The organism is Pseudomonas sp. GW456-L12 (genome assembly GCF_059424045.1).
Genome location: NZ_JBWKZA010000004.1, coordinates 1 through 20,834, shown reverse-complemented (window position 1 = coordinate 20,834; position 20,834 = coordinate 1). Strand labels below are relative to the sequence as shown.

General features: G+C 66.2%; 18 protein-coding genes and 1 pseudogene. 4 read left to right on the top strand and 15 right to left on the bottom strand.

Going from position 1 to position 20,834, the window contains the following annotated elements:
- Positions 1–12 precede the first annotated feature (12 nt).
- The 15 genes and pseudogenes from urtA to cbiE form a co-directional block, all read right to left on the bottom strand.
- Positions 13–1,278: an urea ABC transporter substrate-binding protein gene (gene urtA / locus AC07Y9_RS06360; protein WP_009046748.1), complete on the bottom strand. Its 1,266-nt coding sequence runs from the start codon at positions 1,276–1,278 to the stop codon at positions 13–15.
- A gap of 418 nt (positions 1,279–1,696) precedes the next feature.
- Positions 1,697–2,707, bottom strand: a complete 1,011-nt coding sequence (locus tag AC07Y9_RS06355) for a FecCD family ABC transporter permease (RefSeq protein WP_102678286.1) — start codon at positions 2,705–2,707, stop codon at positions 1,697–1,699.
- Positions 2,704–3,669: an ABC transporter substrate-binding protein gene (locus tag AC07Y9_RS06350; RefSeq protein WP_102678285.1), complete on the bottom strand. Its 966-nt coding sequence runs from the start codon at positions 3,667–3,669 to the stop codon at positions 2,704–2,706. Before AC07Y9_RS06350 ends, AC07Y9_RS06355 begins: the two co-directional genes overlap by 4 nt.
- Entirely contained in the window at positions 3,666–4,454 is a 789-nt protein-coding gene (locus AC07Y9_RS06345; RefSeq protein ID WP_102678284.1) for an ABC transporter ATP-binding protein, read from the bottom strand. Before AC07Y9_RS06345 ends, AC07Y9_RS06350 begins: the two co-directional genes overlap by 4 nt.
- A gap of 144 nt (positions 4,455–4,598) precedes the next feature.
- Positions 4,599–6,737: a TonB-dependent receptor gene (locus AC07Y9_RS06340; RefSeq protein WP_102678283.1), complete on the bottom strand. Its 2,139-nt coding sequence runs from the start codon at positions 6,735–6,737 to the stop codon at positions 4,599–4,601.
- Between the two features lie 158 nt (positions 6,738–6,895).
- Positions 6,896–8,278, bottom strand: coding sequence for a PepSY-associated TM helix domain-containing protein (locus AC07Y9_RS06335; protein WP_102678282.1), 1,383 nt, complete (start codon positions 8,276–8,278; stop codon positions 6,896–6,898).
- Positions 8,279–8,424: 146 nt separating this feature from the next.
- Entirely contained in the window at positions 8,425–10,560 is a 2,136-nt protein-coding gene (locus AC07Y9_RS06330; RefSeq protein ID WP_087089973.1) for a TonB-dependent copper receptor, read from the bottom strand.
- 91 nt (positions 10,561–10,651) lie between these two features.
- Positions 10,652–11,056, bottom strand: a complete 405-nt coding sequence (locus AC07Y9_RS06325) for a DUF2946 domain-containing protein (protein ID WP_087089976.1) — start codon at positions 11,054–11,056, stop codon at positions 10,652–10,654.
- 54 nt (positions 11,057–11,110) lie between these two features.
- Positions 11,111–11,605, bottom strand: a complete 495-nt coding sequence (locus tag AC07Y9_RS06320; RefSeq protein WP_053259471.1) for a copper chaperone PCu(A)C — start codon at positions 11,603–11,605, stop codon at positions 11,111–11,113.
- Between the two features lie 48 nt (positions 11,606–11,653).
- The gene (locus tag AC07Y9_RS06315; RefSeq protein WP_102678281.1) at positions 11,654–12,052 is read right to left on the bottom strand and encodes a DUF2946 domain-containing protein; all 399 of its coding nucleotides are present in this window, start codon (positions 12,050–12,052) and stop codon (positions 11,654–11,656) included.
- A 113-nt stretch (positions 12,053–12,165) separates the two neighbouring features.
- A complete protein-coding gene (locus AC07Y9_RS06310) occupies positions 12,166–12,489 on the bottom strand; it encodes a helix-turn-helix domain-containing transcriptional regulator (protein ID WP_007932872.1) in 324 nt (107 codons plus the stop codon).
- A gap of 5 nt (positions 12,490–12,494) precedes the next feature.
- Positions 12,495–12,819: pseudogene (locus AC07Y9_RS06305) on the bottom strand (type II toxin-antitoxin system RelE/ParE family toxin).
- 205 nt (positions 12,820–13,024) lie between these two features.
- A complete protein-coding gene (locus tag AC07Y9_RS06300) occupies positions 13,025–13,738 on the bottom strand; it encodes a cobalt-precorrin-6A reductase (RefSeq protein WP_087089982.1) in 714 nt (237 codons plus the stop codon).
- The gene (locus AC07Y9_RS06295) at positions 13,735–14,832 is read right to left on the bottom strand and encodes a cobalt-precorrin-5B (C(1))-methyltransferase (protein ID WP_102678280.1); all 1,098 of its coding nucleotides are present in this window, start codon (positions 14,830–14,832) and stop codon (positions 13,735–13,737) included. The genes AC07Y9_RS06300 and AC07Y9_RS06295 overlap by 4 nt, the downstream gene beginning before the upstream one ends.
- A 108-nt stretch (positions 14,833–14,940) precedes the next feature.
- Positions 14,941–16,146, bottom strand: a complete 1,206-nt coding sequence (gene cbiE, locus AC07Y9_RS06290) for a precorrin-6y C5,15-methyltransferase (decarboxylating) subunit CbiE (protein ID WP_102678279.1) — start codon at positions 16,144–16,146, stop codon at positions 14,941–14,943.
- A gap of 138 nt (positions 16,147–16,284) precedes the next feature.
- Here cbiE and cobG point away from each other — a divergent pair, with 138 nt between their 5' ends.
- The 4 genes from cobG to cobJ are packed head-to-tail and all read left to right on the top strand — an operon-like array spanning position 16,285 to position 20,669.
- Positions 16,285–17,598 (top strand): precorrin-3B synthase, encoded by a 1,314-nt coding sequence (gene cobG / locus AC07Y9_RS06285; protein ID WP_305886813.1) that lies wholly within the window; start codon positions 16,285–16,287, stop codon positions 17,596–17,598.
- On the top strand, positions 17,591–18,217 hold the full coding sequence (locus AC07Y9_RS06280) for a precorrin-8X methylmutase (RefSeq protein ID WP_102678277.1): 627 nt from the start codon (positions 17,591–17,593) through the stop codon (positions 18,215–18,217). The genes cobG and AC07Y9_RS06280 overlap by 8 nt, the downstream gene beginning before the upstream one ends.
- Positions 18,217–18,948: a precorrin-2 C(20)-methyltransferase gene (locus AC07Y9_RS06275; RefSeq protein WP_053259478.1), complete on the top strand. Its 732-nt coding sequence runs from the start codon at positions 18,217–18,219 to the stop codon at positions 18,946–18,948. Before AC07Y9_RS06280 ends, AC07Y9_RS06275 begins: the two co-directional genes overlap by 1 nt.
- On the top strand, positions 18,948–20,669 hold the full coding sequence (gene cobJ / locus AC07Y9_RS06270) for a precorrin-3B C(17)-methyltransferase (protein WP_102678276.1): 1,722 nt from the start codon (positions 18,948–18,950) through the stop codon (positions 20,667–20,669). Before AC07Y9_RS06275 ends, cobJ begins: the two co-directional genes overlap by 1 nt.
- Positions 20,670–20,834: the final 165 nt, after the last annotated feature.

Below are 20,834 nucleotides of genomic sequence, written 5' to 3'. Positions count from 1 at the left end.
TGGATGCGGCGATCAGTTGCTCTTCACCGCGTAGTCCGGCTTCTTGTCGTTGCCCGGGATGAACGGGCTCCACGGCTGGGCGCGGATCGGGCCTTCGGTCTGCCAGACCACGTTGAACTGACCGTCCGGCTGGATCTCGCCGATCATCACCGGCTTGTGCAGGTGGTGGTTGGTTTTGTCCATGGTCAGGGTGTAGCCCGACGGCGCGGCGAAGGTCTGGCCGGCCAGGGCTTCGCGGACCTTGTCGACGTCGGTGGACTTGGCTTTCTCCACCGCCTGGGCCCACATGTGGATGCCGACGTAGGTGGCTTCCATCGGGTCGTTGGTCACGGCTTTATCCGCGCCCGGCAGCTTCTTGGCCTTGGCGTAGGCTTTCCAGTCGGCGACGAACTTCTGGTTCACCGGGTTCTCCACGGACTCGAAGTAGTTCCAGGCCGCGAGGTTGCCCACCAGCGGCTTGGTGTCGATGCCGCGCAGTTCTTCCTCGCCCACGGAGAAGGCCACCACCGGTACGTCGGTGGCTTTCAGGCCCTGGTTGGCCAGCTCTTTGTAGAACGGCACGTTGGAGTCGCCGTTGACCGTGGAGATGACCGCGGTCTTGCCGCCGGCGGAGAACTTCTTGATGTTGGCGACGATGGTCTGGTAGTCGCTGTGGCCGAACGGGGTGTAGACCTCTTCGATGTCCTTGTCGGCCACGCCCTTGGAATGCAGGAACGAGCGCAGGATCTTGTTGGTGGTGCGCGGGTAGACATAGTCGGTGCCGAGCAGGAAGAAGCGCTTGGCGCTGCCGCCGTCTTCGCTCATCAGGTATTCCACCGCCGGGATTGCCTGCTGGTTAGGCGCTGCGCCGGTGTAGAACACGTTCGGCGACATCTCTTCGCCTTCGTACTGCACCGGGTAGAACAGAAGGCCGTTGAGCTCCTCGAACACCGGCAGCACCGACTTGCGCGACACCGAGGTCCAGCAGCCGAACACCACGGCGACCTTGTCCTGGGTCAGCAGCTGGCGGCCTTTCTCGGCGAACAGCGGCCAGTTCGACGCCGGGTCGACCACCACCGCCTCGAGCTTTTTACCGTTGACGCCGCCCTTGGCGTTGATCTCGTCAATGGTCATCAACGCCATGTCCTTGAGCGAGGTTTCGGAGATCGCCATGGTCCCCGACAGCGAATGCAGGATACCGACCTTGATGGTCTCGGCGGCCTGGACGGTCCAGGTCATGCCCATCGCGGCAATGCTTGCCGTGAGTGTGAAAGCCTTGATCAAGCTGCGACGCTTCATTGTGCGATCTCCATGAACTTATGAGTTTTCTTGGGTGGCAGATGCGGACTACTGAAGGGCTGTTTTGCAAGGGGTGTGCCTAGTCGGCACAGGGCATGAAAACGTCGCTTTCATGGCGTGGAGGGGAGGGCTGGCGCACCAATGCGGGGCCGCCAGGCGTCTTTGGTGCGCACGAATGCGCTTCGTTGGTGCTGGTGGCGACCGCCCTTGTAGCCGCTGCCGCAGGCTGCGATCGCGACCGAAGGGCGCGCACGGCTTCAAGATCGCCAAAGGCCTTCGGCCTTATCGCAGCCTGCGGCAGCGGCTACAGGGCATCGTTGGCCAAACCGTGCCGTAGGGGCGAGGGCTTGCCCGCGCAGGCGGTCACAAGGACGCCAAAAGCTTCGCGGGCAAGCCTCGCTCCTACGGGTTTGGGTTTTTAGCGGCGGCGCATCAGGCCGATGAAAAACAGCCCGCCAATGGCCGCCGTGGCCACGCCTATGGGCAGGTCTTCGGGGGCGATCAGGGTGCGGGCGGCGACATCGACCCAGACCAGGAACACGCTGCCCAGCAGCACGCACACCGGCAACAGCCGCCGATGCTCGGCGCCCACCAGACGCCGGGCAATGTGCGGCACCATCAGCCCGACGAAGCCGATGGAGCCGCTGATGGACACCAGCACCCCGGTCATCAAGGACGCGATCAGGAACACCCGCAGCCGCACGTTGCGGGCATTCAAACCGAGGGTCACCGCGGTCTGCTCGCCGGCCATCAGCGCGTTCAACGGCCGTGCCATGCCCAGCAGCAGGACCAGCCCCAGCAGCACGCTGGCCGCCGGCACCGCGAGCAGTTCCCAGCGCGCCAGGCCCAGCCCGCCGAGCATCCAGAACATCACCGCCGAGCTGGCGCGGTGGTCGCCCATGAACAGCAGCAGGTTGGCCACCGCCATCATCACGAAGGACACCGCCACCCCGCACAGCAGCAGGCGGTCGCTGTCGAGCCGGCCGTGGCGTGCGGCGATGCCGAGCACCAGCAGCATGCTCGTCAACGCGCCGATAAAGGCGGCGATGGGCAGGGTCAGCAGGCCGACGATTTCACCCACATGCAGCACCACGATCACCGCGCCCAGGGTGGCGCCGGAGGTCACGCCGAGCAGGTGCGGGTCGGCCAGTGGATTGCGCGTCACGGCTTGCAGCACCGCGCCGATCAAGGCCAGCCCGGCGCCGACCAGGGCCCCGAGCAACATGCGCGGCACGCGGATCAGCCAGACGATATGTTCCTGCCCGGCGCTCCAGTCCGCCTCGCCCAGGCCGAGGGTCTTGTGCAGCAGGATGCGCCAGACCACATCCACCGGCACCCGCGCCGAGCCGAAGCCCAGGGACAGCACGCAGGACGCCAGCAGTAACGCGCCGAGGGCAGTCAGCAACAAGGCATAACGACGATCGATCATGCGCCGTGGAAACCCTTGGCCAGGGTTTGCACCGCTTCGACGTTATCGATGCCCGGCGTGGCCTGCACGTAAGGGATCACGATGAAGCGCTGGTTACGGATCGCATCCACCGATTGCAGCGCCTTGTTGTTCAGCAGGAACTGCTGTTTCTGTTCGGCAGTGACTTCGCTGTAGTCGACGATCACGATCACCTGCGGGTTGCGTTCGACCACGGTTTCCCAGTTGACCCGGGTCCAGCTGGCCTCGACATCGTCGAGGATGTTGCGCCCACCGGCGGCATCGATCAGCGCCTGGGGCATGCCCAGGCGGCCGGAGGTCATGGCGCGGTCTTCGCCGCTGTCGTAGAGGAACACCCGCGGTTTTTCCGTGGGCAGGTCCTGTTGGATCGCGGCGACCTGCTGCTGCATGCCGGCGATCAACTGGTTGGCGCGGTCCTGCACGTCGAAGATCCGTCCCAGGTTGCGCAGGTCGTTGTAGGTGTCGTCGAGGCTGGCGGCCGGGCGCTTCATCACGAAGGCGCAGGACTCGGTCAGCTCCAGCACATTGATGCCCAGCGGCGTCAGGGTCTGTGGGGTCAGGTCGCCGCCGACGCGCATGCCGTAGTCCCAGCCGGCGAAGAAGAAATCGACATTGGCGTCGAGCAGGGTTTCCACCGACGGGTATTTGGCCGCCAGCTCCGGCAGGCCGTCGAGAATGGCCTGCATCTCGGGCGTCACCGCCTTCCAGCCGCTGATGCCGCTATAGCCGACCATGTGCGACTTGAGGCCCAGGGCGAGCATCATCTGGGTCATGTTGATGTCGTGGCTCAGGGCGTGTTTCGGTGCTTCCTTGAAGGTCACCTCGCGGTTGCAACTGTGGACGGTCAGCGGGTAGCGGGTGGCTTCGGCGCAGGCCTGGCCGGCGAGCAGCGACAGGGCCAGGCCGGCAGGGATCAGGCAGTTGAGGGAGACGCGCGGGGTCATGGTTGGGTTATCCAAGTGATTCGTGGGTAGCCGGACAGCGGGTGTTGGTCGACCAGGGCGTCGACGCCGAACACCTCGCGCAGCAGCGTGACCGTCAGCACTTGCTCGGGCGTGCCGCTGGCGACGATGCGTCCGTGATCGATCACGTACAGGCGATCGCAGAAGGCGGCGGCCAGGTTCAGGTCATGGATGCTGGCGAGGGTGCCGATGCCCAGGCGCTTGACCCGTTGCAGCAGCTCCAGCTGGTAGCGCGGGTCGAGGTGGTTGGTCGGCTCGTCGAGGATCAGCAGTTGCGGTTGCTGGGCCAGGGCGCGGGCCAGGATCACCCGCTGCTTTTCCCCGCCGGACAAGGTGGCGAAGGCATGCGCCTCGAAACCCAGCAGGCCCACCGACTCCAGCGCCTGGCGGGCGATGGCGCGGTCTGCGGCGCTGTCGCCGTCGAACAGGCCCTTGTGCGGGGTGCGGCCCATGGCGACCACTTCTGCGACGGTCAGGCCGAAGGCATCGGGGAACTCCTGCAACACCACGGCGATGCGTTGCGCGCACCAGCGCGGTGTCTGCTTCCAGACGTTGTAGTGATCGAGCCGGACTTCGCCCTGGTCCGGCCGGCTGAAGCGATAGCTGCAGCGCAGCAGGCTGGTCTTGCCGCTGCCGTTGGGCCCGATCAGCCCGACGAACTCCCCCGGCGCCACGCGCAGGCTGGCCTCACGCAGCTGGAACTGGTGATGACAGTGGCCCTGGCCCAGGGGTGTCCAGGCCAGGTTGGTGAGGTTCAGCGAGGTCATGCGGTGTCCGTGTGATGCCCTGTAGCCGCTGCCGAAGGCTGCGAAAATGTCCGCAGGACCTTCCGAGGACCTCAAGAGCGCGTGTGCTGCGTCGGAATGCCGCGCAGACCGATCGCAGCCTTCGGCGGCGGCTACAGGTATTGGTTAAAAGGCGTAATCGGCGGTCACGAAAAACGACCGTGGTTCGCCGAGGATCCATTGCTGGCCCTCATTGTATTGGCTTTGCGCGTATTGCCGGTCGAACAGATTGTTCAGTTGCAAACCGAAGGTGGTATCGCGCAGGGCTTTCCACGACAGCACCGCGTCGACCACGGTGTAGCTGGGCAGCTCGTTGCGGTTGGCCAGGTCGGCGTAGCGGGCATCGACATAACGCACCCCGGCACCGGCCCGCAGGTTATCGGTCACCGCCTTGTTCAGCCACAGGTTGGCGGTGCGCCGTGGCACGTCCACCGGGCGATTGCCGCTGCGCGAGACGAACTGGTTGCCGACCTGTTCTTGGAAGTCGTCGTACTCGGCCTTGACGATGGCGGCATTGGCTTGCAGTTGCCAGGCGTGGGGCAGTTGCAGCTCGAGGCTGGCTTCCAGGCCGCGGGACGATTGCTGGCCGACCTGCTGCTTGAGCGTCGGGTTGCCCGGGTCGTCGGTCAGCAGCTTCTTCTTGACGATGTGATAGGCCGCCAGGGTCCACTCGCCGCGCTGGTCCCAGAACATCTGCTTGACGCCGATCTCGCTCTGCCGGGCGCGGGCCAGGTCGTATTGCTGCTGGCTCGGGCTCAGGGAAATCAGGCCGCCGACGCCGTCGGTGCTGGTGGCGTACTGGCCGTAGAACGAGGTGTCCGGCGTCAGGGCGAACACCAGCCCGGCCTTCCAGTTGTTGCCGGTCAGGGTCTTGTCGCTCTGGCTGCCGTCCACCAGGTTGTCGCGATCCACCTGCACGTAGTCGCGGCGCACGCCGGTCACCAACGACCAGCGTTCGCTCAGCTGGGTACGGTTTTCGGCGAAGGCCGACATCTGTTTGGTGGTGCTCTGGAACTGTGGGCGATAGGCCGAGGCACTGTCGAAATGTCCCTTGTCCGGGTGTTGCAGATCCAGCGGCTGGCCATCCGGCAGCGCATCCTTGAACGGCGAGTTGCTGTTGAGCTGGAAGCGGATGCGGTTGTAATCGACTCCGGCCAGGGTCTGGCTGTCGAGGCCGAACAGGCCGTGCTTGAAGGTGAAGGTTTGGCGATCGCCGACCTGCTCCTGCTGGTGCTTGATGGCGAAGTTGCCGCTGCGCAGAAGCTGCTGGCCAGTGGTGTCCCAGCTGTAGTTTTCGGCGTTCTGCCAGCGGCGCTGGGCCTTGAGGTAATACAGCTCGTTGCTGGCGCTGACGGCGTCGGAGAGCTGCCACTCGCTGGTCAGGCGCGTCCACTGATCGTTGTAGTGCTGCTTGTCGTTGCCGATGTTGTAGTTCTTGTCCCGCAGGCCCTCATGGAAGCGGCCATTGACCAGCGGGGTGCCGAAATAATTCATCGGCTGCTGGTCGCCGTAGTCGTGGGCGAGGGTGAACGCCAAGTCGTCCGTGGCCTGCCAGCGCAGCGCCGCGCTGATGAAGTCGCTGGCGCTGTCGCCGCGATCGATCCAGCCGTTGCTGCGCAGGCGGTTGAGGTTCAGGCGATAGCTCAGGGTGTCGCTCAGCGAGCCGCCGCTGTCGAGGGCCTGCTGCTGGCTGTCGTAGGAACCGTAGCCGAGGCGCAGGTGGTTTTCGATCTCGCCGGTGAAGGGTTTCTTCGGGATCACATTGACCACCGCGCCGGTGGCGCCTTCGCCATACAGCACCGAGGCCGGGCCGCGCAGTACATCCACCCGTTCCACCGACCAGGTGTCCACCGGGAAGGTCACGGTGCCCATGCCGCTGTACAGGCGATTGCCGTCATACAACTGCATCACCGAACCCTGGCCGGTAAAGCCGCGCGCCGACAGCGAAGTGCCGCCGTCGCCGGGCGTGCCGGTGCGGCTGATCCCGGTGCCGCGCGACACCGCGTCCTGCACGCTGCGGTCGCCGCGCTGGCGAATGCGTTCGCCGCTCAGGCTCTCGGTGCTGGCCGGGGTTTGCAGGGCGCTCAGGCCCAGGCGCGAACCGGCGGTGGTCGGGGTGTGCAGGCTGATGTCCTGCGTATCGATGGCAGGCGCGCTGATGGTGCCGGTGGGCAGTATCAGGGGGGCGTCGTCGGCCTGGGCGGAGTGATTCAGGGCCAGCAGGCAGAGGCTGGACGCCAGGAGCTTAGTTGTCGGGCGGTTCATCGGGGCGGCTGAGTCGCTTCTTCGAGAGGGTTACCCGCAGCATGGGCGGCTGCGGGTAGGGGATCTTACACTTTAATGTTACAAGGTAACATTGTGCGTGTCGTAAATTGAACCGACAGCAGTCTACAGATCCCTCTAAACCGCGCATCTCGCCTGATTCATGATGAAGATGAGGCCGATTCAGTCGAGCGGTTCCAGCGCGACAACAGCACGCGATCCAGCAGCCACACGGCCACCAGCGAGGCCCCGACCAGGGGAAAGGCCACGGCCAGCGCCAGCATGATCGCCATCGCGGTTTTCCATTTCGGCAGGTCATGGCGCAGCGGCGGTACACCGAGGCGCCCCTGGGGGCGACGCTTCCACCAGATCACCAGGCCGCTGACGGCGCTCAGCAGAATCATCAGGCAGATCAGCAGCACCACGATCTGGTTGAACGGGCCGAACATCTTGCCTTCGTGCAGCATCACCCCGACTTCGGTGGCGCGGGCGACGTTGCTGTACTGCTGCCAGCGCACATCGGCCAGGACCTTGCCGGTGTACTGGTCGACATGCAGGGTGGCGTCATTGCGCGGGTCGTCGGCGAACACGGCAATGGTGAACACGCCGCTGGCGCTGGTCGGCAAGGTGATGCTGTAACCGGCTTCGACCTGGCGCTGGGTGGCGATGTCCTGCACCTGCTGCAGGCTGACCGCGGGCGCCGCCGGACCTTCGTGCGCGGCGCCATGGGCCATGTGTTCGGCATGGTCGCCGGACATCGGCAGCGGAGTGTTTTCCATGGCCCAGGGTACGGTCTGGCGGCTGGCGGTGTTGAGCTCGCCAGCCTGCTGGTCGGACTTGGGCACGTCATTCCACATCGCCGCCGGGAAGCGGTTCCACAGCTCGGCGTATTGCTTGCCCCAGAAGCCGGTCCAGGTCATGCCGCTGAGCAGCATCACCAGCAGGAACGCCGCGCCCCAGAAGCCGACCACGGCGTGCAGGTCGCGCCACAGCACACGGCCGCGACTGCTGAACCGCGGCCACAACACCCCGGCCGAAGACTTGCCGCGCGGCCACCACAGGTACAGCCCGGACACCACCAGGACGATGCCCCAGCCCGCCGCCAGCTCTACCAGGCGGTCGCCGAGGGTGCCGATCATCAGCTCGCCATGAATGGCCCGGGCGATGGCTTGCAGATTGTTCTTGGCGTCTTGCTCGCCAAGGATATTGCCGTGGTAAGGGTCGACGAACACATTGAGTTCGCCACCTTCCTTCTGCACCACGAACTGCGCGCTGCGTCCGGCTTCGAGCGGCGGCAGGTACTGTTTGACATGGCCCTGGGGATACGCGGCCCGGACCCGCTGGAGTTGTTCATCGGCGCTGAGCATGTGGTGCCCCGCCGGCACTTGCAGCAGGTGGTCGTACATCAGCGGGTCGAGCTGGGGTTTGAACAGGTAGATGATCCCGGTCAGGGACAGCATCACCATGAAAGGGGCCACGAACAGCCCGGCGTAGAAATGCCAGCGCCAGGCCAGGTTGTAGAAAGACACTTTCGGTTGGCTCATCAGGGAACGCTCCGCATGGGCAATTACTCTCTGTGGCCGCTGCCGATAGGCTGCGATCGGCCGGAACGGCCGCAACGTACTCAATAGCGCTGAAGGCCTTCGGCCTTATCGCAGCCCTTCGGCAGCGGTTCCATTTGTTGTTGTGTTTAGAAGCTCAGATCCACCTTGGTCCAGAGCGTGCGCCCCGGCTCGTTGATGGCTTGCGGGTCATTGGCCGGGTAGCCGAACCCGGCGTTGCCGGCCAGGTTCAGGTGCTCGGCGTAGGCCTTACCGAACAGGTTGTCGACGCCGGTGCTGACCTTCAGGTTCTTGTTGATCCGATAGGCGCCGTTGAGCGAGAACACGCCGAAGCCGCCGCTCTTGCCGAAGTCCTTGCCGACCACGTTGCCCTTGTTTTCATCGATGCGGTTCTGCGCCGCCACCACTCGCCACAGGGCGCCTGCGCTCCAGTTGTCCGCGCTGTAGGTCAGGCCGAAACGCGCGTCCAGCGGCGGCATCTGCGGTAGCGGCGAGCCGTCGCTGCTGTTCTTGCCCCAGGCGTAGGCGAGGGTGGCGTCGGCCTTCCAGTTGTCGGTCAGCTTGTAGGCCGCGCCGAGTTCGCCACCCATGATGCGGGCGTCGATGTTCTCGGCTTGCGAGGTCATGCCCATCATCCCGGGGCGGTAGTTGAACAGGATGTAGTCGCGTACCTGGCCGATGTAGCCCGAGGCCCAGGCTTCCAGTTCCGCGGTCTTGTATTGCAGGCCGAAGTCGAGCTGGGTGGTCTTTTCCGGCTTGATCGAATCGAAGGCGTTGACCGATCCGGCCGGGCCCATTTTCGGCGAGAACAGCTCCCAGTAATCCGGGAAGCGTTGCGCGTGGCCGAGGCCGGCATAGACCGTGGTCGGGCTGTCGGCCAGGTCATGCTCGTAGCGGATGAAACCGCTGGGCAGGGTGTCGGCGCGGGTATCGCCGGCGGTCGGGTTGGGCCGGGCCATCATTCCGGAACCGATGCTCTGGCGGTAGTCCTTGGCCGAGGCGCGGTCCACTCGGGCGCCGCTGATCAGCCGGTCGCGGTCGGCGGCGTACCAGGTCAGCTCGCCGAACGCGCCGTAGTTATGGAAGTCAGCGTCCTTGGTGCGCGGCTGGTCCTTGTAGGTGTCGATACCCATGGCGCTGCGTTGGCGATGCTCGTTGGTCTGCGCGTCGATACCGCTGATCAACTGCACATCGGCCCAGCGCCAGGTGGCCTTGATCCGCGCGCCGAGGGTGCGGCGGTCGACGTTGCTGGCCATGGGGCCGGCCATCATCCCGGTGCCGGACGGCGTGCGCAGGCTGTAGTTGTCCATTACGTGGTCGGCGTAGTTGTAGTAGACCTGCGCCTCGACCTTATCCAGCACCTCGCCGATATTGGAACGCTCGAAACGCAGGCCCAGGCTTTCCCGCTTGAACTGCGAACCGTCCATGCCGCGCCCGGCGTAACGCGCTTCGCCGTCGCCCTTGCCGGCGGTGAGTTCCAGCAGGGTGTCGGCGTCCGGGGTCCAGCCCAGGGCCACGTCACCGTTCCACTTGTCGTAGCGCGACGGCACGGTGTCGTTGTTGCCGTCCTTGTAGTCGTCGGAATGGGCCTGGTTGCCGATCACCCGCACGTAACCCAGCGGTCCGCCGGCGGCGGCATCCACCACCTTGTCGAAGCGGCCGTTGGAGCCGGCCAGGACGCTGGCGTTGACCCGGGTACCCAGCTCGCCGAAGTTTTCCGGCTCGCGGTCGAAGAGGATGGTCCCAGCCGAAGCGCCCGGCCCCCAGAGCACGGTTTGCGGACCCTTGATCACCGTCAGCTTGTCGTAGGTTTCCGGCGAGATATAGGAGGTCGGCGCGTCCATGCGGCCAGGGCAGGCGCCGAGCATCATGCCGCCGTTGGTGAGGATGTTCAGGCGCGAGCCGAACATGCCGCGCAGCACCGGGTCGCCGTTGGTGCCGCCGTTGCGCACCAGGGCGAAGCCGGGGATGGTCTTGAGGTAGTCGCCGCCATCGCTGGCCGGGACCGGCTGGCGCGGATCCTTGGGGTTGGTGACCACGGTCAGCGGTGAGCTGGGGGCGATGGCGGTGATCACCGTCGGGCTCAGTTCTTCGCCATGCTGGCTGTGATCCACCGGTTGCTCGGCCGCCAGGGCCAGCGGCGTGAGCAGGGCGCCGCAGAGCAGGGCGATGGCGTGGCTGAAACGTACGCGAGGTTCGTTCAGGGCAAAGGTAGCGGGGGCCTGGGCGGAGCACAGGCGAGTGTCAGCAGAAAACCTGGACATAAAGGTTCCATCAATCATTTCGTAAACAACACGGCCAGCAGCCTGCGGCTGTCTTTTCTACAGTCGGCCGGGTGAAGTGCGGTTGAGGGGTTTACGCAATGACAGGTGGCGCGCGGGTCCGGGCGCCGGGGAACACGGTCTGCCGGGCATGGCCCAGGCGCGGCGAGGGGGTGAGGAAGTGGCTGGACGGCGAACTGTCGAGCGCCGTGAACGACAGGCTGCCAGGCAGTGCCGGGCAGTTGAACAGCAGGCTGCAATAACCGCATTTTTCCCAGAGCGCATGGTGTTCGCCCTGGACCTTGCCGTGCTCCGTGCCGTGAGGGTTTTCACCGTGGCAGCCGGGCTCGCCCATGTTCATGTCCATCGACATGGACATGTTCATCGGCACAGCCTGATCCATCGGCATCGACTGGGAAATCAGCGGACCGATAAAGATCATCAGCATGGCGAACAGGCTGATCCAGCTGCCACGCCGTACTTTCAGGGGCGTGCGCACGGATCGCCGGGTGCCAGGCGAGCGCAAGGCGTTCACGGTAATGACGGCCGGGGCTTATTGGGCGTGCATGTGTTCCTGGCTGCCCGCGGGCGCCTGCTTCTGCACCGCCACCTCGACCGTGACGTCGCCGGATTTCTCGAAGTGCAGGGTCAGGGGGAAGCGCTTGCCGTCGCTGAGCAGGCTGCGATCTTTGAGCTCCAGCAGCATCACGTGATAGGCCATGGGCGCGAAGGTGACGGTCGCACCTGGGGCGATCGCCACGTTGGGCACCTGCTGCATTTTCATCAGGTCGCCCTGCTGCACGTGTTCATGCAGCTCGGCCTTGCCCGAGATCGGCGAGTCGACGCCGAGCAGGCGGTCGGCATTCTTGCCGGTGTTGTGAATGACAAAATAGGCCGCCACCGTCGGTGCGTTGGGCGGCAGCTCCTGTGACCAGGGATGGGCAATCTGCAACTCGCCAGCCTGGTATTCATGGGCGGCGGCAAAACCAGCGGGCAACAGCAGGGCGGCCAGCAGCAGGGCTTGCAGGGCCTGTACGGATTTCAACATGGCAGTTCTCCAGAACGATTCGACACGCAGATCAATTGCGAGGTGGAATCAGGCCAGAGGTGAAGCGCGGGGATTGAGGCTCGGCCATTGCTGGCGTGGCGTGGGCATGACCAGCGCGGGTGGCGCGACGCTGCGGTTGGACTCGAAACGGGCGAAATACAACTGCGGCGCATGGCCTGGCAGGGCGACCAGGGGCGCCGAGCCGGAACAGCACCAGCAGTGCTGCATGGTGGAGTGATCGTCGTTCTGCGGGGCTTGCTGTTCCAGCTTGCCCAGGGAGATCGCCACCAGCTTGGTGCCGTTGGAGGAACAGAAGCTGCCCCACAACAGTTGCTCGGCAGGTGCTCGATCGGTCTGCTGCATGGCTCCCGAAAGCGGCATGGCAAGCATGTTGAACAGCACTGCGAAGCAGGCGATCCAGGCAAATGCGAGCCGTTGTCGGGACATGGTGACGATCCGTCAGGTTGAGCGAACAGGGGGGTATTTAGCCTGATCGCTGTGGATAAGTAAAAAGGCGCCGTGCGGTGTGGTGTCGCAGCGCCACCTGGATTGGCCGTTCCTCAGTGAGCCGGTACCGCGCGGACCTCGATGGCCACGCCGAGCTTGGCGCGGATGGCGGCGAAGATCGCGGCCAGGTTGTCCATGCTCGGGTTGCCGCTGGCGGACAGCATGCGATGCAGGCTCTTGCTGGGCTTGGCGGTCTCGCGGGCCAGGGCTTCGAAGCCGACGGTGGCGTTGACCAGGTCGCGCAGAATGATCCGCGACATCTCCGGTTCGCCGTTGAGAAACAGCGTAGCAGCCTCGTCCAGCAGCGCCTGGGAAAACGCCGGATCGCGCTCGGCGCGTTCGGCAATGCTGTGCTTGAAGCTTCGAGTCAGTGCCATGGGTGTCACCTCGTTTTCAGTTCGGCCTTCTTGCGGTGATGGAATTCGGCGATCAGTTTCTTCGCCTGCCTGATGTCGGCCTGCTGGGTGGACTTGTCGCCACCGCCAAACAGGATCACCAGGTGCCGGCCTTCCTGGATCAGGTAGATCCTGTAGCCGGGGCCCCAATCGATGCGGTATTCGCCAAGCCCGTCGAACCACTTGATGTTGGATGTGTTGCCCATTTCCAGGCGCAGCAGCGCGGTGGAAACCCTGGGTATCCAGCGTTTCGAACCAGCGACCGAAGGGGCTGCGCTGGTTCTCTTGCTGGTATTCCTCGACTGTGATCATCGTCGGCCTTAAAGGTAACAAATAAGTTACTATATGGATAGGCCTTTGATCGTGCCGCAAAGCCTGTCCGTGGCCAACGCCGCAAGTGTTTCCTCTGTCTTCAATACGCGAAGCTCCCGTGGCGCGGCGGCCAGGGCTGCGTCCTACCGTTCAGCGGGGGACTTGGTAACTCGATGTATCGGCCGGGTTTTGCGCGGCCAGGCGGTCAGCGCAGGGCCTGGAGCAACTCGCCCAGGTCATGGAATTCCCGATCGACGGCTGGCAACGACGGCCGTTGTAGGATCAGCACCGGCACCCCACGCTCGCGCGCCACTTCCAGCTTGGGTTCGGTGGCGCTGCTGCCGCTGTTCTTGCTGATCAGCACGTCGATACGGCGGCGTTCGAACAGCTCGCGCTCGCTGTCGATCAGGAAGGGGCCGCGTGCGCCTATCACTTCGCACCGGTCATTGCCGGGGTACGGGTCGAGGGCGCGCAGGGTCCAGAACTGCCCGGAGGGGATCTCATGCAGATGCTGCAAGGGTTCGCGGCCCAGGGTGAACAGCGGGCGCTTGAAGGGTTCGAGTGCCTGGACCAGTTCGGCCCAGTCGCGGACTTCGCGCCAGTCGTCGCCGGCCTGTGCTTGCCAGGCCGGTCGGCGCAGGGCCCAGCAGGGGATGCCACACAGCTGCGCGGCCGTGGCGGCGTTCTGGCTGATTTGGGCGGCGTAGGGGTGGGTGGCGTCCAGCAGCAGCTCGATGCCTTGCTCGCGGATGAACCGGGCCAAGCCCTCGGCGCCGCCATAGCCGCCGACCCGCACCTGGCAGTCCAGGTCTGCGGGCACGCGCCCGATGCCCGCCAGGCTATAGATGTGCTCCGGTCCCAGGGTCCGGGCGATGGCCAGGGCCTCGGTCACGCCGCCCAGCAGCAGTATGGGTTTCATCGAAAAGCTCCGGCATGGCCGACGATGCCGCCCTGGCGATCGATGGCGAAGACTTCGACCTGGACCTGTGGCGGCACCACGCTCCGGGCGAAGTCCAGGGCGTGCTGGCACACCGCGTCGCCCAGGGCGATGCCGGCGGCGCTGGCCATGGCCAGTGCTTGCTGGCTGGTGTTGGCGCCACGTATGGCGTCTTGCAGCGCCGGGTCGGCGCCGACCGCCGCGGCCCATTCGGCCAGTTGTGGCAGGTCGATGCTGGAGTGGCGGCTGTGCAGGTCCATGTGCCCGGCCGCGAGCTTGCTGATCTTGCCGAAGCCGCCACACAGGCTGAGTTTGTCCACCGGCACTTTGCGCAGGTGCTTGAGCACGGCGCCGACAAAGTCGCCCATTTCGATCAGGGCGATTTCCGGCAGGTCGTAGACGCGGCGCATGGTGTCTTCGCTGGCATTGCCGGTACAGGCGGCGATGTGCAGGTAGCCGTTGGTCTTGGCGACATCGATGCCCTGGTGGATCGAGGCGATATAGGCCGCGCAGGAAAACGGCCGCACGATGCCGCTGGTGCCGAGGATCGACAGGCCGCCGAGAATGCCCAGGCGCGGGTTCATGGTTTTCAGCGCCAGGGCTTCGCCATCCTCGACGTTGACCGTGACCTCGAAGCCGCCCTGGTAACCCTGTTCCCGGGCCAGGGTTGCCAGGTGCTCGCTGATCATCCGGCGCGGCACTGGATTGATCGCCGGTTCGCCCACGCCCAGCACCAGCCCCGGGCGGGTCACGGTGCCCACGCCTTGGCCGGCGATGAAACGAATGCCGCTGTCCGGGCTCAGGCGCACCTGGGAGTAGAGCAGGGCGCCGTGGGTCACGTCGGGGTCGTCGCCGGCATCCTTGATCGTGCCGGCTTCGGCGCCGGTGTCGGTGAGGCGGCAGAATTCCAGGCGCATCTGCACCTGCTTGCCCTTGGGCAGGACGATCTCCACGGCGTCGCTGCTGGCGCCGCCGAGCAACAGGCGCGCCGCCGCCAGGCTGGTGGCGGTGGCGCAGCTGCCGGTGGTCAGGCCGCTGCGCAGCGGGGCCGGTTGTTCCGCCGTTTCTTCACGCATGCCGCGCGGCCTTGTGCAGGCGCGAGCTTGCTCGCGATAGCGTCCGCCAGACGGACCGCGTGGTCTGGATCGCGAGCACGCTCGCTCCTACAGGGGAGGGCAGGATGCTCATAGCGGTTTGACGAGGTCGAGCAAGGTAATGGGCAGGGCCTGGCGCCAGGTGTCGAAGTCCCCCAGCGGCAGGGCCTGGGCGACATGGATGCGGGTCAGCTCGCCGCCATGCCGTTCGCGCCAGGCCATCAGGGTCGTTTCGCTTTGCAGGGTCACGGCGTTAGCCACCAGCCGGCCACCGGGCTTGAGCCGGGCCCAGCAGGCGTCGAGCACGCCGGGGCGGGTCACGCCGCCGCCGATGAAGATCGCGTCCGGGGCTTCCAGGCCATCCAGCGCCTGGGGCGCGCTGCCGCGAACCAGTTGCAGGCCGGGCACGCCGAGGGCGTCGCGGTTGTGTTCGATCAGTTGCTGGCGGCCTGGGTCGGCCTCGATGGCCAGGGTCCGGCAGCTGGGGTGCGCGCGCATCCACTCGATGCCGATCGAGCCGCTGCCGGCGCCGACATCCCACAACAGTTCGCCGGGCACCGGGGCCAGGCGGGCCAGGGTAATGGCGCGGACGTCGCGCTTGGTCAGCTGGCCGTCATGCTGGAAGGCCGAGTCGGGCAAGCCGGCCAGGCGCGACAGGCGCGGCGTATCGGGTTCGGCCAGGCATTCGATGGCCACCAGGTTGAGATCGGCGATGGCCGGGTCGCTCCAGTCGTTGGCGGTGCCGTCGGTCCGTCGCTCGGCCTCGCCGCCCAGGTGCTCGAGCACACTGAGCCGGCTTGGGCCGAAGCCGCGTTCGCGCAGCAGCGCGGCGATGGCCGAGGGGCTGAGGCCGTCATTGCTCAGGACCAGCAGGCGCACGCCGCTGAACAGCTGGGCGCTGAGGGCGGCCACGGGGCGGGCGACCACCGAGAGCGTCACCACCTCTTGCAGCGGCCAGCCCAGGCGCGCGGCCGCCAGTGAATAAGAGGAAGGCGAGGGCAGGACGTGCATTTCTTCATGAGCCACCTGCCGCGCCAGGCTGGCGCCGACGCCGAACAACATCGGGTCGCCGCTGGCCAGCACGCACACCGGCTCGCCGCGCTTGGCCAGCACCGGCTCCAGCGAGAATGGGCTCGGCCACAGTTGCCGCTCGCCGCGGATGCACACCGGCAACAGGTCCAGTTGCCGCTGGCCGCCGACGATCCGCGAAGCGCCCATCAGGGCCCGCCGGGCGTTCTTGCCCAGGCCCTTGAAGCCGTCTTCACCGATTCCCACTACTGTCAGCCAGGGCGACATCGCTATTCCTCGAGGGTAAAACCTGTTCTTCCGACAGGCAGGCTTTTCATGCCTTCGGACAAAGCAGGCATAATACCGCGCCTTCGCCCGCGAAGCGCCTTTCCCACACAGCCGGTCACCCCCTTGAACGAACGCCCGATGTCCACCGCCTTACGCCCCTCGGCCTGTCCGGGGTTGCTGCGTATCGTCCCGGCACTGGACGGCGGTATCTGCCGGATCAAGCTGGCCGGCGGGGCGATCAGCGCCGCCCAGGCCCGCGCGGTGGCTGCTGCGGCCGAGCGTTATGCCGGAGGGGTGATCGAGGCGACCAACCGCGCCAACCTGCAGATTCGCGGGATCGGCGCCGAACATCAGGCGCTGATTGCCGAGCTGCTGGCCGCCGGCCTGGGGCCGACCACCGCGGCCGGCGATGACGTGCGCAACCTGATGCTCAGCCCCACGGCCGGGATCGACCGGCAGATGATCGTCGACACCCGTCCCCTGGCCGGGCAGATTCTCGCCACTGTGCAAAGCCATCCGCGCTTTCATGAGTTGTCGCCCAAGTTCGCCGTGCAACTCGACGGTGGCGAGGCCCTGGCCATGCTGGAACACCCCCATGACCTGTGGCTTTCGGCGTTCGAAGGCGCGGGCGAGCCCTGGCTGGCCTTTGGCCTGGCCGGCTGCCCAGGGGACCGGCCCCTGGCCAGCGTGGCGCTGGAGGATGGGCTGGCCCTGGTGGTGGCGGTGCTGGAGCTGTTCCTCGACCTGGCCCGCCCCGAACAGACCCGCATGCGCCAGCTGTTGGCGGAGTACTCGGCGGAGGAGCTGCTGGCGCAGGTGTCCGCGCGCTTGCCGGGGCCGGTGATCAGGGTGGGTGATTGGCAGCGCGTGGCCCCTTCCGAGCCGCTGCATATCGGCACTTATCCACAGCGGCAACCGGGCCAGGTCTATGTCGGTGCCGTCACGCCCCTGGGGCGGCTGGCCCCGTCGATGCTGCGCGGCGCGGCGCAGCTGGCCGAGCAATGGGGCGACGGCAGCCTGAGGTTCACCCCCTGGCAGAGCCTGTTGCTGCCAAACCTGCGGGCCGAAGACGCGCCTGAGGTCACGCGCTGCCTGCAACAGCTGGGGTTTCTCTGCTCGCCAGAGCAGCCCCTGGCCCACCTGATTGCCTGCACCGGTTCCAGCGGCTGCGGCAAGGCCCTGGCCGACACCAAGGGCGACGCGGTGAAGCTGGCTGCCTTGCTCCAGCGCCACAGCCATCAGCTGGACGTGCACCTGTCCGGCTGCTCGCGTTCCTGCGCCGCCGCCCATGTGGCACCGGCTACCTTGCTGGCTGTCGCCCCCGGTCGTTACGACCTCTATTTTCGCGATGCCGCGCAGCCGGGTTTCGGCACGCTGCACGCACGCAACCTTTCCCTTGAAGCGGCCGGCGCATTGCTCGATGCCCGCCCACGGAGCAACACCCATGATTGATTACATCCGCGACGGTCAGGAGATCTATCGCAACTCCTTCGCGATCATTCGCGAGGAGGCCAGGCTCGATCGCATCCCCTCGGACCTGGAAAAGCTCGCGGTGCGGGTGATCCACGCCTGCGGCATGGTCGATGCCATCGACGGCCTGCAGTTCTCCGAAGGCGCGGGTAAGGCCGGGCGCGCTGCCCTGGCCGCTGGCGCGCCGATTCTCTGCGATGCGCGCATGGTGGCCGAAGGCATTACCCGTGCGCGTCTGCCGGCGAACAATCAGGTGATCTGCACCCTGCGCGACGAAAGCGTGCCGGAGCTGGCCCGCGAGCTGGGCAACACCCGCTCGGCGGTGGCCCTGGAGCTGTGGCGGCCGTACCTGGAGGGCAGCGTGGTGGTGATCGGCAACGCCCCGACCGCGCTGTTCTACCTGCTGGAAATGCTCGACGCCGGTGCGCCGAAACCGGCGCTGATCCTCGGCTTCCCGGTAGGCTTCGTCGGCGCGGCCGAGTCCAAGGCGATGCTCGCCGCCGACAGCCGCGGCGTGCCTTTTGTGATCATGCAAGGTCGCCTGGGCGGCAGCGCCATGGCCGCCGCCGCCGTCAACGCCCTGGCCACGGAGATCGAATGATGCAGCAACCTGGACGTTTGATCGGCCTGGGCGTCGGCCCCGGTGATCCGGAACTGATTACCGTCAAGGCCCTGCGCCTGCTGCGCGAATCGCCGGTGGTGGCGTACTTCGTCGCCAAGGGTAAAAAGGGCAATGCCTTCGGCATCATCGAAGCGCACCTGCAAGGCGCGCAGACCCTGGTGCCGCTGGTCTACCCGGTGACCACCGAAGTGCTGCCGGCGCCGCTGTCCTACGAGCAAGTGATCAGCGACTTCTATGACAGCGCCGCCGAAGACTTGGCCAAGCATCTGGACGCCGGCCGCGACGTGGCGGTGATCTGTGAAGGCGACCCGTTCTTCTACGGCTCCTACATGTACCTGCACGACCGCCTGGCCGAGCGTTACCCGGCCGAAGTGGTGCCGGGGGTGTGCTCGATGCTCGGTGGCGCCTCGGTGCTGGGCGCGCCGCTGGTGTATCGCAACCAGAGCCTGTCGGTGCTCTCCGGCGTGTTGCCCCATGACGAACTCAAGCGCCGCCTGGCCGATGCCGACGCGGCGGTGGTGATGAAGCTGGGGCGCAACTTCCCCAAGGTGCGCCAGGTGCTCGAAGAGCTGGGCCTGGCCGAGCGCGCGCTGTATGTCGAGCGCGCGACCATGGCCAACCAGAAGATCGTGCCGCTGGATGAAGTGCAGCCGATGTCCTCGCCGTATTTCTCGTTGATCATCGTGCCCGGTGAAAGGTGGCAAGGTTGATGGCCCGTCCCGCACCGGCCATCGTCATCCTTGGCCAAGGCAGCCTGGCGACTGCGCGCAAACTTCAGCAGCTGTACCCGGACGCGCTGATCCACGGCCTGGCCGAACGGGTCGAGGGCGCCGACCGCCCGTACCAGGAGTTTGGTGCGACCCTGCGTCAGCTGTATCAACAGGACACGCCGATCATCGCCCTGTGCGCCGCGGGCATCGTCATCCGCACCCTGGCGCCGCTGCTGCTGGAGAAGGGCGTGGAGCCGCCGGTGCTGGCCGTGGCCGAAGACGGCAGCGCCGTGGTGCCGTTGCTCGGTGGCCTGGGCGGAGTGAACGTCATGGCCCGGGAAATCGCCGCCGGCCTGGGTGTGGCGGCGGCAATCACCACCAGCGGCGAGCTGCGCTTCGGCACCTGCCTGCTCAACCCACCGAGCGGCTATGCCCTGGGTGATCTGGAGCTGGGCAAGCGTTTTGTCTCCGATCTGCTGGGCGGTGAAAGCGTGCGCATCGAAGGCGCCGCGCCCTGGCTGGCCGAAGCCAAGTTGCCGGAAGACCAACAGGCCCGGCTGACCATTCGCGTCGGCTCCGCCGAGTGCGAGCCATCCGCCAATGAGCTGCTGATCTATCCGCGCAGCGTCCTCATCGCCCTCACCTGTAGGAGCGAGCTTGCTCGCGATAGCGGCCCCGAACTCGCCGCGCATCTGCGAGCCGCCCTGCACACCGCCAAAATCGCCGTGCAGTCCGTCGCTTGCCTGCTGGCCGCCGATACCGAGATGGCCGGCCCGGCCTTGCGCGAAGCCGCCGCCGAGCTGGGCGTACCTTTGCGTTTCGCCCCGGCCGCCAGCAGCGTGGCCGAACTGGCGCAACAGGCGGTTCCGCAATTGCTGCCGCCGCTCAGTGTCGGTGAAGACATCGCCATTGCCGTGGCCAGCCAGCCGCTGGACCCGCAGCAGATCGGCCGCCCCCGTGGCCGCCTGGCGGTGATCGGCCTGGGCCCTGGCGCCGCCGAGCTGATGGTGCCGGCGGTGAAAGCCGAACTGGCGCGGGCCAACGATATCCTCGGCTACGAAACTTATGTGCGCATGGCCGGCCCGTTCCGCGCCGACCAGGTCCTGCACTGCACCGACAACCGCGAAGAAATGCAGCGTGCCCGTCACGCCTTCGAGCTCGCCGCCCAAGGCCGTTCGGTGGTGGTGGTGTCCTCCGGCGACCCGGGGGTCTTCGCCATGGCCGCGGCGGTGCTGGAAGCGCTGCACGAATCCAGCGATCCGGGCTGGCATCAGGTCGAGCTGGAAATCCTTCCCGGGGTTTCCGCTTCCCTGGCCACCGCGGCCCAGGCTGGCGCGCCCCTGGGCCACGACTTCTGCGTGCTGTCGCTGTCGGACAACCTCAAGCCCTGGGCAATCATCGAGAAGCGCCTGGACCTGGCGTCCCAGGCCGACCTGGCGCTGGCGTTCTATAACCCCATCTCGCGTTCGCGTCCTTGGCAACTGGGGCGCGCGCTGGAGATCATGCGCCAGCACCGCACCGCGGATACGCCGGTGGTGCTGGGGCGGGATATCGGGCGTCCGGGGCAGACCTTGCGCGTTATCACCCTGGGCGAGCTGACACCGGAGCAGGTGGATATGCGCACCATGGTGTTGGTGGGGTCATCCACGACCTGTGTGTTTCCCAAGGCTGGAGGTGGGGAGTGGGTGTATACGCCGAGGTGGTACGGGCAGAAACCTTAGGCAACTTCGAACCGCTGTAGGGGCGAGGCTTGCCTGCGATTTCGGTGGTGGCCTCGATGGGGGTGTTGGGCGGTGTACATATCCGTTTCTGCGGTAACGGCCACTTAGGGTTCCGCCCTTACGGCGGGTCACTTTTGGCAAACGCCCCAAAAGTAACCAAAAGGT

Coding starts and splice junctions, on each gene's coding strand:
- AC07Y9_RS06280 (WP_102678277.1), top strand. CDS start 17,591: ATGATTGATTACATCCGCGACGGTCAGGAGATCTATCGCAACTCCTTC.
- AC07Y9_RS06275 (WP_053259478.1), top strand. CDS start 18,217: ATGCAGCAACCTGGACGTTTGATCGGCCTGGGCGTCGGCCCCGGTGAT.
- cobJ (WP_102678276.1), top strand. CDS start 18,948: ATGGCCCGTCCCGCACCGGCCATCGTCATCCTTGGCCAAGGCAGCCTG.
- cbiE (WP_102678279.1), bottom strand. CDS start 16,146: ATGTCGCCCTGGCTGACAGTAGTGGGAATCGGTGAAGACGGCTTCAAG.
- AC07Y9_RS06310 (WP_007932872.1), bottom strand. CDS start 12,489: ATGGCACTGACTCGAAGCTTCAAGCACAGCATTGCCGAACGCGCCGAG.
- AC07Y9_RS06315 (WP_102678281.1), bottom strand. CDS start 12,052: ATGTCCCGACAACGGCTCGCATTTGCCTGGATCGCCTGCTTCGCAGTG.
- AC07Y9_RS06335 (WP_102678282.1), bottom strand. CDS start 8,278: ATGAGCCAACCGAAAGTGTCTTTCTACAACCTGGCCTGGCGCTGGCAT.
- AC07Y9_RS06295 (WP_102678280.1), bottom strand. CDS start 14,832: ATGCGTGAAGAAACGGCGGAACAACCGGCCCCGCTGCGCAGCGGCCTG.
- AC07Y9_RS06350 (WP_102678285.1), bottom strand. CDS start 3,669: ATGACCCCGCGCGTCTCCCTCAACTGCCTGATCCCTGCCGGCCTGGCC.
- urtA (WP_009046748.1), bottom strand. CDS start 1,278: ATGAAGCGTCGCAGCTTGATCAAGGCTTTCACACTCACGGCAAGCATT.
- cobG (WP_305886813.1), top strand. CDS start 16,285: ATGTCCACCGCCTTACGCCCCTCGGCCTGTCCGGGGTTGCTGCGTATC.
- AC07Y9_RS06300 (WP_087089982.1), bottom strand. CDS start 13,738: ATGAAACCCATACTGCTGCTGGGCGGCGTGACCGAGGCCCTGGCCATC.
- AC07Y9_RS06355 (WP_102678286.1), bottom strand. CDS start 2,707: ATGATCGATCGTCGTTATGCCTTGTTGCTGACTGCCCTCGGCGCGTTA.
- AC07Y9_RS06340 (WP_102678283.1), bottom strand. CDS start 6,737: ATGAACCGCCCGACAACTAAGCTCCTGGCGTCCAGCCTCTGCCTGCTG.
- AC07Y9_RS06345 (WP_102678284.1), bottom strand. CDS start 4,454: ATGACCTCGCTGAACCTCACCAACCTGGCCTGGACACCCCTGGGCCAG.
- AC07Y9_RS06330 (WP_087089973.1), bottom strand. CDS start 10,560: ATGTCCAGGTTTTCTGCTGACACTCGCCTGTGCTCCGCCCAGGCCCCC.
- AC07Y9_RS06320 (WP_053259471.1), bottom strand. CDS start 11,605: ATGTTGAAATCCGTACAGGCCCTGCAAGCCCTGCTGCTGGCCGCCCTG.